Source organism: Streptomyces sp. 8K308, assembly GCF_004348315.1.
Taxonomy (GTDB): Bacteria; Actinomycetota; Actinomycetes; order Streptomycetales; family Streptomycetaceae; genus Streptomyces.
This window is the reverse complement of record NZ_SMKC01000293.1, coordinates 1-9,036: the sequence shown is the minus strand read 5'-3', so window position 1 is coordinate 9,036 and position 9,036 is coordinate 1. Positions and strand designations below refer to the sequence as shown.

General features: G+C 71.9%; 9 protein-coding genes. 7 read left to right on the top strand and 2 right to left on the bottom strand.

Going from position 1 to position 9,036, the window contains the following annotated elements; genetic code table 11:
* The first annotated feature begins 120 nt into the window (after window positions 1-120).
* From E1265_RS28650 to E1265_RS28630, 5 genes are all read left to right on the top strand, one after another.
* Window positions 121-750: a DUF4178 domain-containing protein gene (locus E1265_RS28650; protein ID WP_207931249.1), complete on the top strand. Its 630-nt coding sequence runs from the start codon at window positions 121-123 to the stop codon at window positions 748-750.
* Window positions 747-1,253 carry a DUF2617 family protein gene (locus E1265_RS28645; RefSeq protein ID WP_132933900.1) on the top strand — a complete coding sequence of 169 codons (507 nt, stop codon included), beginning with the start codon at window positions 747-749 and terminating at the stop codon, window positions 1,251-1,253. The genes E1265_RS28650 and E1265_RS28645 overlap by 4 nt, the downstream gene beginning before the upstream one ends.
* Window positions 1,250-1,678 (top strand): DUF4247 domain-containing protein, encoded by a 429-nt coding sequence (locus tag E1265_RS28640; RefSeq protein WP_132933899.1) that lies wholly within the window; start codon window positions 1,250-1,252, stop codon window positions 1,676-1,678. The genes E1265_RS28645 and E1265_RS28640 overlap by 4 nt, the downstream gene beginning before the upstream one ends.
* A 100-nt stretch (window positions 1,679-1,778) precedes the next feature.
* Window positions 1,779-2,216, top strand: a complete 438-nt coding sequence (locus tag E1265_RS28635; protein ID WP_132933898.1) for a DUF350 domain-containing protein — start codon at window positions 1,779-1,781, stop codon at window positions 2,214-2,216.
* Window positions 2,213-3,760, top strand: coding sequence for a polyamine aminopropyltransferase (locus tag E1265_RS28630; protein WP_132933897.1), 1,548 nt, complete (start codon window positions 2,213-2,215; stop codon window positions 3,758-3,760). The genes E1265_RS28635 and E1265_RS28630 overlap by 4 nt, the downstream gene beginning before the upstream one ends.
* Window positions 3,761-3,849: 89 nt before the next feature.
* Here the strand turns inward: E1265_RS28630 and E1265_RS28625 are convergent, their stop codons facing one another.
* A complete protein-coding gene (locus E1265_RS28625) occupies window positions 3,850-5,043 on the bottom strand; it encodes a hypothetical protein (RefSeq protein WP_132933896.1) in 1,194 nt (397 codons plus the stop codon).
* 108 nt (window positions 5,044-5,151) lie between these two features.
* Window positions 5,152-5,571, bottom strand: coding sequence for a helix-turn-helix domain-containing protein (locus tag E1265_RS28620; RefSeq protein ID WP_132933895.1), 420 nt, complete (start codon window positions 5,569-5,571; stop codon window positions 5,152-5,154).
* Between the two features lie 102 nt (window positions 5,572-5,673).
* On the opposite strand from E1265_RS28620, the gene E1265_RS28615 reads away from it, so the two are divergent.
* Together E1265_RS28615 and E1265_RS28610 are read left to right on the top strand one after the other, a co-directional pair.
* Window positions 5,674-7,116: an MFS transporter gene (locus E1265_RS28615; RefSeq protein WP_132933894.1), complete on the top strand. Its 1,443-nt coding sequence runs from the start codon at window positions 5,674-5,676 to the stop codon at window positions 7,114-7,116.
* A gap of 128 nt (window positions 7,117-7,244) precedes the next feature.
* Window positions 7,245-8,762 (top strand): hypothetical protein, encoded by a 1,518-nt coding sequence (locus E1265_RS28610; protein ID WP_132933893.1) that lies wholly within the window; start codon window positions 7,245-7,247, stop codon window positions 8,760-8,762.
* The last annotated feature ends 274 nt before the right edge of the window (window positions 8,763-9,036 follow it).

The following is a 9,036-nucleotide window of genomic DNA, read 5'->3' as shown; positions in this document are numbered from 1 at the left end:
GCCGTTCCCCGGGACGCCGCCCGGCATGCCCCCGACGGCTCCCCCCATCTGATCCGGCCGGATGGCATGTCATAGTGTCCCCCGTTCACTGTGGTACCGAACGGGGGATCGCCGATGGGCATGGCCCTGGCAATAGTTGGACTCATCGCGCTGGTCGTGGTCGTCGTGCTGCTGGCTCGCCGGCGCGGCGCGCCGGCCGCGCCGCCGGTGCCCCGGGATCCGTTCGCCCCCGGGGGCTACACCACGGGTGACCCCAGGCAGTTGAAGGCCGGGGACATCGTCGACTACCTGGGCGAACGACTCTTCGTCCGTGGCTCGTTGCGGCTGGCCGAGGGCGACTACCGGTGGTCCGAGCACTTCGTGGACGTCATGGACGGCACCGCCGCGGGCCGGCGGTGGATCTCCGTCGAGGCCGAGATCGACGTCGAGGTCGTCATGTGGCGCGAGTACCGCGGCGCGATCCCGCTGCTGCCAGGCCCGCCCACCATCACCGTGGACGGCGTCACCTACCAGCGCACCGAGCACGGCACCGCCGGCTACCTCTCCGAGGGGACCACGGGCCTGCCCGCGACCGGCCGCGTGGAGTACGCGGACTACGAGGGCCCGGACGGCCACGGCCTCGCCTTCGAACGCTTCCTCGACGCGCGGGGACAGGGCACCTGGGAGGTGTCGCTCGGAGAGCGGGTACCCCCCGGCACCCTCACCATCTACCCGGGCAGCGGCGCCATCCACCCGGGCGGCGTCGCGTGAGCGGCATAGCCACCCTGGCCGCCCCCTATCTCGACACCGACGCGGACCAGTTGTCCTTCTCGCTCGGCGAGCCCGCCCAGCCCGCGCTCGCCGTCGCGATGGTCGAACTCGACGGTCTCTTCGTGGAGTTGCGGCTGCTCGGCGCCTCGCACCAGGTGTTCGCTGGGCCGGTGCGGGAGACCCTGGCCTGCCTGCCGGACCAGCCGGGCGGCGGCCCGCCGGCATCCGTCGACCGGCGCCTGGACGGCTGGCGTTACCGCTTCACCTCCCGCGTCGAGCGCTGCGCGCCGGCCGACCTCTCCGCGCGGGTGAGCGCGCTGCGCGCCCGACTCGCCGACCGGGACGGGGCGTTGTGCGGTGTCTTCCCCGGCTCGCCGGACGCGGTCACCGCGCTGTGGGCCAGGCGCACGGCGGACGGCGCCGGCGTCGAGTGGCGCACCTGGCACGCGTACCCGCAGGCCGACCAACTCGTCACCACCAGAACCAGGCTGGAGACCCCATGAGGCGTACCGCCATCTCCGCCGCCGCGCTCCTCGCCCTCCTGCCCCTGACCGGCTGCGGCAGCGGCGACGACGAGCCCGACGTGCCGCTCGGCTGGATATCCACCACCTACGAGCGCACCGGCAGCAGTTACGAGAACCGCTTCCTCGACCGCGCCGCCGCGCCAGCCGTCGTGGCGGACGCGATCGAGCGCGAGCGGGCGGCCATGGACCGGATCGAGGACGCCGGTTCCGTCTTCCTCCGCTACGACGACGACATCGTGGCGATCGCCCCCTTCGGCTCCGCCCGCGACGGCAGCGAGATCGACGTCGACGACTACCGCTCGGGGCGCTCCCGCTACAGCACGCACGTCGGCCACCGCTGGCCGGCCGCGCAGCACGACAGCGGCGGCGACTTCCGGGGCGGCGGCCCGGGCAGCGGCAAGTAGCGCCCAGAGCGGCCACCTCCGGCCCGACTCGACACGACCCGACTCGGCTCGACTCGGTTACTCCAGACAGCACCACATTCACCGAAAGGACAGCGACACCATGGGGGAGATCCTCGAATCGTCCGGCGAGGCCCTGCTCTACGGGCTCGTCGGCTTCGCCGTGATGGCGGTGGCGTTCGTCGCGCTCGACCTGCTCACCCCCGGCCACCTTGCCAGGCAGGTCTGGAAGGAGCGCAACAAGGGGGCCTCCATCCTGCTGGCCGGCCAGATGCTGGGCGTGGGGCTCGTCCTCCGGGCGGCCATCGGCGCCAGCGAGTCCGAGGACGGCCTCGACGACGGCCTGCTGTCCACCGCGCTGTACGGCCTCGCCGGGGTGGTGCTGATGACGCTGGTCTTCTTCGTGGTGGCGGCCCTCACCCCGGGCCGGCGCGGCGCCTCCGTGATGGAGGACCGGGACGGCCACCCGCACCCCGCCGCCTGGGTGCACGCCGCGATGTACCTGGGCACCGCGCTGATGGTCGGCGCGGCGGTTTCGTGATCGGCCGCCCCCGGCTGGCTCGATTCCTGCTGCTGCTCACCGTCTTCCTGTGCGCGGCCTGCGGGCTCGTCTACGAGCTGGCGCTGGTGGCGCTCGGCGGATATCTGATCGGCAACACCGTCTTCCAGACCTCCCTGGTCCTGTCGATCATGGTCTTCGCCATGGGCGTCGGATCGCTGGCCGCCAAGCCGCTGCAGCGCCGGGCGGTCGGCGCCTTCGCCCTGGTGGAGGGGGCGTTGGCGCTCATCGGCGGCTGCTCCGTGCTGATGCTCTACGTGCTGTTCGCGGTGCTCGGCGTCTACACCTCGGCGATGGTGGTGGTCGCCTTCGTCGTCGGGGTGCTGATCGGCGCCGAGATCCCGCTGCTGATGACGATGTTGCAGCGCATCCGCCGGCAGGAGGCCGGCGGCGCGGTCGCTGACATGTTCGCCGTCGACTACCTGGGCGCGCTGGTCGGCGGCCTGTGCTTCCCGCTCCTGCTGCTGCCCACCTTCGGGCAGTTGAAGGGCGCGCTGGTGGTCGGCGTGGTGAACGCGGTGGCCGGGGTGGCGGTGGTGCTGTGGATCTTCCGCCGGCAGACCCGTCGACTGGTGCGGGTGGGCCTGCTGGCCGGCATGGCGGCGATCGTGGCGGTGCTCTCCACCGCCTACTGGCTGGCGGACGACATCGAGGTGACGGCCAGGCAGCGCCTCTACCGGGACCCGATCGTGCACGCGGAGCGCACCGCGTACCAGGAGATCGTGCTGACCCGCTCGCTGGCCTTCACTGGCGACACCGACCTGCGGCTCTTCCTGAACGGCGACCTGCAGTTCTCCTCCGTCGACGAGTACCGCTACCACGAGGCGCTGGCGCATCCGGCGCTGGCCGGCGAGCGTCCCCGGGTGCTGATCCTGGGCGGCGGCGACGGCCTGGCGCTGCGCGAGGTGCTGCGCTACGACGACGTGCGCGAGGTCACCCTGGTCGAGCTCGACTCGGCGATGACCGAACTGGCCGCCGACTACGACCCGTTGCGCGAGCTCAACGCCGACGCCCTGGCCGACCCCCGGGTGCGCGTCGTCAACGCCGACGCGTTCAACTGGCTGCGCGACGCCTCCGGCCCCTATGACGCGGTGCTCATCGACTTCCCCGACCCCGAGGACACGGCCACCGCCAAGCTCTACTCGGTGGAGTTCTACGCGATGCTGGCCAACGTCCTCGCGCCCGACGCGCGGGTGGTCGTGCAGTCGGGGTCGCCGTTCTTCGCCCCGCGCACCTACTGGTCGATAGACGCCAGCATCCGGCAGGCCGGCTTCGCCACCACCCCCTACCAGGTGGACGTGCCGAGCTTCGGCAACTGGGGCTTCACCCTGGCCACGCTGTCGCCCGAGCCCCCCGAGCTCCACCTGGCCACGGACGCCCCCGCCCTCGACTTCCTCGACGAGGACGTGCTCACCGCGGCCTCCGTCTTCCCCGTCGACCGCCGCGCCCGCGACGACGTCCGCGCCTCGACGCTGATGGACCCGGTGGTCGTGGAGTACGCGCGCGGCGAGTGGCGGTTCGACTAGCCAGGTCCTGTCCGCGCGATCTTCCTCGCCGCGGTCCGGTGTGTGCCGTCAGCCGGCCGGGTGCCCGGGCGGTGACGGCACACGGTCCATCAGCCGACCGGGGATCGTTCCGCGTAGGTGCGGGAGTTGATGTCGTCGCCGGACGGGACAACGGAGCCGACCATCCAGACCCGGCCGCCCACGACGGCGAGCCCCTCATGAGCCGGTCCCGCCCACGCTGGCGGATCGGCGCCCTCGACGAGCCGCCAGGTGCCCTGGGACAGCCGGGCGAAGGACTCGCCGGTGCGGCTTGAGCCGGTGAGCCACACGTCGCCGTCGGCGGCCACGGCGACGTCGCCCACGCTGGTGCCCTCGATGTCGAACGACGGCACGTTCACGTAGGACCAGGTGGAGCCGTTGTAGCGCATCACCGCCGCCTTGGACGTCAGGCTGCCCGCCCAGGTGCGCCAGCGCCAGGCGCCGGTGGCCCACACCTCGCCCGAGGGGCCGATCGCGACGTCGGTGAGCCAGGTGCCCTCCGCCCCGCCGTTGGGGGTGTCCACCCGGCTCCAGGCCCGGCCGTCCCAGTGCAGGACGTAGGGTTCGAGAACGTGTCCTGGGGACCGGCTGGGCGCGTAGCCCACCGCCCAGACGTCGTCTGAGGACCGGGCCGCCACGGAGGACAGCCTGCTGTGGCCCGCCCCGGGGGCGGGGACGGGCACCACGGTCCAGGCCCGGCCGTCCCAGTGCTGCGCCACGGGTCGGCTCACCGCGTCCTGGTGGACGTAGCCGACTGCCCAGACATCGTCGGGACCGGCCGCCGCGACCCCGGTCAGGCGGCTGATCCCGTTGCTCCCGCCCAGGTCGGGGCCCGGCACGAGCTGCCAGGATGAGCCGTCCCAGTGCGTGATCAGACTCGTGGTCGACGGGCCGCTGGCGCCGCCGGCCGAGCCGACCGCCCACACGTCGTCGGGCGCGACGGCGGCGACCGCGGACAGGTCCACGTCGGTCATGCCCGCCGGAACCGGCACCTCGGTCGTCCGCCACGCGTCGCCGTCCCAGTGCACGGCGACCGGGTAGCGGGGGATGTGCGGCCTGACCTCGTACTGACCGACGGCCCACACGTCCGTGGCAGACGTACCGGACACGTCGTATAACACGTTGTGCCCGGTCCCCGGATTCGGCGTCGTCATCGCCTCCCAGCCCGGCGTGCCCGCCGTCGCCTGGCCCGGCGCCAACAGGACCAGGGCCGCGGCGACCGCGCCACCGATGACCGGCCCTCGTCGTGTCTCTCGTATCACCACACACACTCCCTTCCGCCCCGTGTCGGTGACCGAACGAGGCGATTGGCGTCGAGAGCACGGTAGAAGCCGGACCGCCGGTGGGCTGCCACCCGAACCATTACAGAAGCCTTACCGCGAACCGCGCTCGTCGTACGCCGCCCTGGCCGCCGCGATCTCCTCCTGGTGCGACTCGGTCCACCGCACCAGCGCCTGGATGGTGTCGTGCAGCGTCGCGCCGAGCGGCGTGAGCTCGTAGTCCACCCGGGGCGGCACGACCGGGTGCACGGTGCGCCTGACGAGCCCGTCCCGCTCCAGGTTGCGGAGCGTGACGGTGAGCATGCGCTGGCTGATTCCGTCGATCTCGCGCCGCAGCTCGGTGAACCGCCAGGAGCCCTGGTCAAGCAGGGCCACCACGAGCAGCGACCACTTGTCGGCCACCCGGTCGAGGATCTGCCGGACCTCGCAGTCCTCCCGGACGTCCCACTGGCGCACGGCCTCGTCCTTGGTGCCCTTGCAGTGACTCGGTGACTTAGAAGTGCCTTCTTCCACGACGACCGAGGATGCCGCAGGATCGAGTCGGTAACAAGAGAGAACCGACCCGTGTTCTCGTAACCGTCTCATCCCCCGCGTCATCGAAAGCTGGAGACACCCATGTCCGCGCCCGCGTCGCCCCCGCCCCGCTCCTGGGGGCTGCTCCTCGTGCTCTGCGGAGCGATCTTCCTCGAGGGCATCGACATCGCCATGCTCAACATGGCGCTCCCCACCATCCGCGAGGACATGGGCCTGTCGACCGGCTCCCTCCAGTGGGTGATGAGCGCCTACGTCCTGGGCTACGGCGGCTTCATGCTGCTTGGCGGCCGGGCCGCCGACCTCTTCGGGCGCCGCCGGATGTTCGTGGCCTGGCTGGTGGTCTTCCTGCTCTTCTCCGGGCTCGGCGGCCTCGCGACCGAGGGCTGGATGCTGATCCTGGCCCGCTTCGTCACCGGCGTCGCCGCCGCGTTCATGACGCCGGCCGGGCTCTCGATCATCACCACCTCCTTCGAGGAGGGCCCGCGCCGCAACCGGGCGCTGCTGATCTACTCGGGGACGGCGGCCGGCGGCTTCTCGTTCGGCCTGGTCATCGGGGGCTTCCTCACCGCCCTCGACTGGCGCTGGGTCTTCTTCGCCCCGGTCATCCTGTCCTTCCTCATCCTGCTCGGCGCCGTCGCCCTCATCCCCCGCGTCGACGAGCCGCGCGCCGGCGACCGCCGCATGGACGTCGCCGGCGCGGTCACCGTGACCGCCGGCATCGTCCTGCTGGTCCTCGGCGTCGAACGCGCCACGCACACGGCCGGCACCTGGACCGCCCTCACCATCGCCGCCAGCCTGGCCCTCCTCACCACCTTCGTCCTCGTCGAACGCCGCGCCGCCACCCCGCTGCTGCGGCTCGGCCTGCTGCGCTCGGGGCCGCTGCTGCGCGCCAACCTCGTCGCCCTGCTGCTCTTCGGCGGCTTCTACGGTTTCCAGTTCGTCGCCGTGCTCTACCTCCAGGAGCTGCGCGGCTGGTCCACGCTCCAGACCAGCTTCGCGATGCTGGTGATAGGGGCCGACGCCGTCCTCTCGCCGACCGTCGTCCCCCGGCTCGTCGACCGCTTCGGCAACGCCCGGGTGATCCTCGCCGGCATGGTCACGACCTCCCTGGCCTATCTGTTCTTCCTCCCCGTCGGCGCCGACTGGACCTACCTCGCGATGCTGCCCAGCTTCGCCCTCCTCGGCCTGTCCTTCGCGCTCGCCTACGGCCCGCTGACCATCGTCGCCACGGAGGGCGTCGCCGAGGAGGACCAGGGCGTGACCGGCGGCCTCCTCTACACGTCCTTCCAGTTCGGCGCGGCCCTCGGCCTCTCGGCGGTCACCGCCGTCAACGTGGCCGCCACCGGCGACGACGGCTCCCCCGCCGCCCTCCTCGACGGCTACCGCGCCGCCCTGCTCGTGCCCCTGGTCTGCGCGCTGCTCGCCACCGCGCTGAGCGCCTTGGGCGTCCTCGGCCGGCGGCGGCCCGCGCCGGCACCGGCCGAGGCGGCGCGCGCGCTCTCCGCCGAGCCGACCGCGCGCTGACCGCCCCGGCGGCGAAGTCGACGATGGCCGGATCGGCCCTGTACATGACACCGGCGCGGTCCGGACCATCGTTAACGGCGTTCACCACGCCCGTCACACCCGATAACAGCTCCGTCTGGAGGGTGCCCATGCTTCCCTTGGCCGTCGCCGGCGTTCCGGCTGGCCGGACCCTGATGATCCACCCGCCCTACGTCCACGACGACTACGTCGCGGGCGACGGCGCCTTCACCCCCGACCGGCTCCCCTTCCTGCCGGTCGCCCCGCTCTACGCCGCCGAACTGCTGGAGCGCAACGGGCTAGCCGAACCCGTGCTGTTCGACTGCCAGTTGCACGACCTGCGCGAGGCGGCGGACCTCGAGGGGTACGACTCCTACGGCATCGCCGTCATGGGCGCCCAGAACATCGCCCCGGCCGCCAGCGTCCACCGCTACCTCACGACCGTCCGCGGCCTGCCGGCCGAGCGGGTGCGCGTCGGCGGGCAGGGCATCGAGCGGCTCTCCCGCGCCGAGTTCGAACACATCTTCCCCGGCTCCCACAAGGCGGAGCGGCACGCGCTCGCCAACCTGCCGGGCGCCATGGACATCGACCTGCGGTCCCAGCTCGACCGGCTCCCCGAGCCCGACATGCGGACCTACCTCACCCACGAGATGACCCTGCCGTTCAGCCAGGGCTGCATCTTCGGCTGCAGCTTCTGCGGCGCCCAGACCCGGCAGCGCGAGAGCTTCTTCAACGTCCGCGCCCACCTGGAGAACGCCTGCGAGCTCGCCGAACGCTCGGGCGTCGACTCGCTCTACCTCTACTGCACCTCGCTCGACTTCTTCCAACAGGCGCTGCCGGGCGGCGACCTCGACCTCCTGGTCGGCCGCCTGGAAACCATCATCGAGGTGCGCGAACAACACCCGGGGCTCACCATCGGGCTGCACGCGCTCACCCGGGCCGACTCCTACAACGCCGCGATGCGCTCGGACCACGTCCGCGACCTGGTGCTCAGGGCCGGCTTCGACCGCTTCGGCTTCGGCGCCGACGGCGCCGCCTCCGTCGCGGTCCTGCGCGCCATGCGCAAGCACGCCGACACCCTCAGATCCGACCTGATCACCGCCTTCCAGCACATGGAGGAGAACGGCCTGATCCCGGAGATCCTCTACGTCTTCGGCGTCCCCGAGGACACCCAGGAGACGCTCTCCGAGACCCGCGCGCTGTGCGGCCTGCTGCTGGAGACCTTCCCCAACTCCGAGTACCGGGGCTTCCCCGCGAAGAACGAGATTCCCGGCAACGCCAACTGGAACCGCCCCGGCTGGAAGGGCTCCGCCGCACACCGGCAACTGCTCGACCAGCCCGACCACTTCCTCAACCTCGGCTTCGAGGCGCTGGCCAACGAGACGTCCCACCCCGACCCCGAGACCCGGATGATGGTCAACCGCTACGCCGTGGACATGAGCCAGTACGCCCACGAACTCGGTCGCGTCCGCAGCTATCTGACCATCCCTGTCGCCACCCCGGGCGCCCCGATCATGGACGACGCCACCCTCGGCGCCTTCCGGGACATCACCGCCCACTACGCCCCGGACGTGGCCGGCGACCTCACCCCCGAGAACCTCTCGGAACACCGGGTCGCGCTCAACTCCGCCATCCCCAAGGACTACTGAACCGACCGCGCGAGAGCCCGCGGCCCCGCCCTGACACCCAGCGGCGGGGCCGCCGTTTGTCCGAGGCATCTTGTCAGAGGCGTTGACGAACGCATCGGGCGCTCCTACCTTCGTCGGGTCGCACATCGTACGTCATATACGAAGGGCCTTCGGCGGACGACGCGCGGCCTGTCGACCGCTCACCCACCCATGCCATGACATGCGGCCCTCCCGGAGGAGCCTCCCCAACTCCCTGGAGCCACGGTGCCCTTTTCCCCTGCCCACTCCCCTGCCC

Bases quoted from the DNA above. Each gene is read 5' to 3' on its own strand.
- E1265_RS28650 (WP_207931249.1), top strand. From the start codon at position 121: ATGGCCCTGGCAATAGTTGGACTCATCGCGCTGGTCGTGGTCGTCGTG.
- E1265_RS28640 (WP_132933899.1), top strand. From the start codon at position 1,250: ATGAGGCGTACCGCCATCTCCGCCGCCGCGCTCCTCGCCCTCCTGCCC.
- E1265_RS28635 (WP_132933898.1), top strand. From the start codon at position 1,779: ATGGGGGAGATCCTCGAATCGTCCGGCGAGGCCCTGCTCTACGGGCTC.
- E1265_RS28615 (WP_132933894.1), top strand. From the start codon at position 5,674: ATGTCCGCGCCCGCGTCGCCCCCGCCCCGCTCCTGGGGGCTGCTCCTC.
- E1265_RS28610 (WP_132933893.1), top strand. From the start codon at position 7,245: ATGCTTCCCTTGGCCGTCGCCGGCGTTCCGGCTGGCCGGACCCTGATG.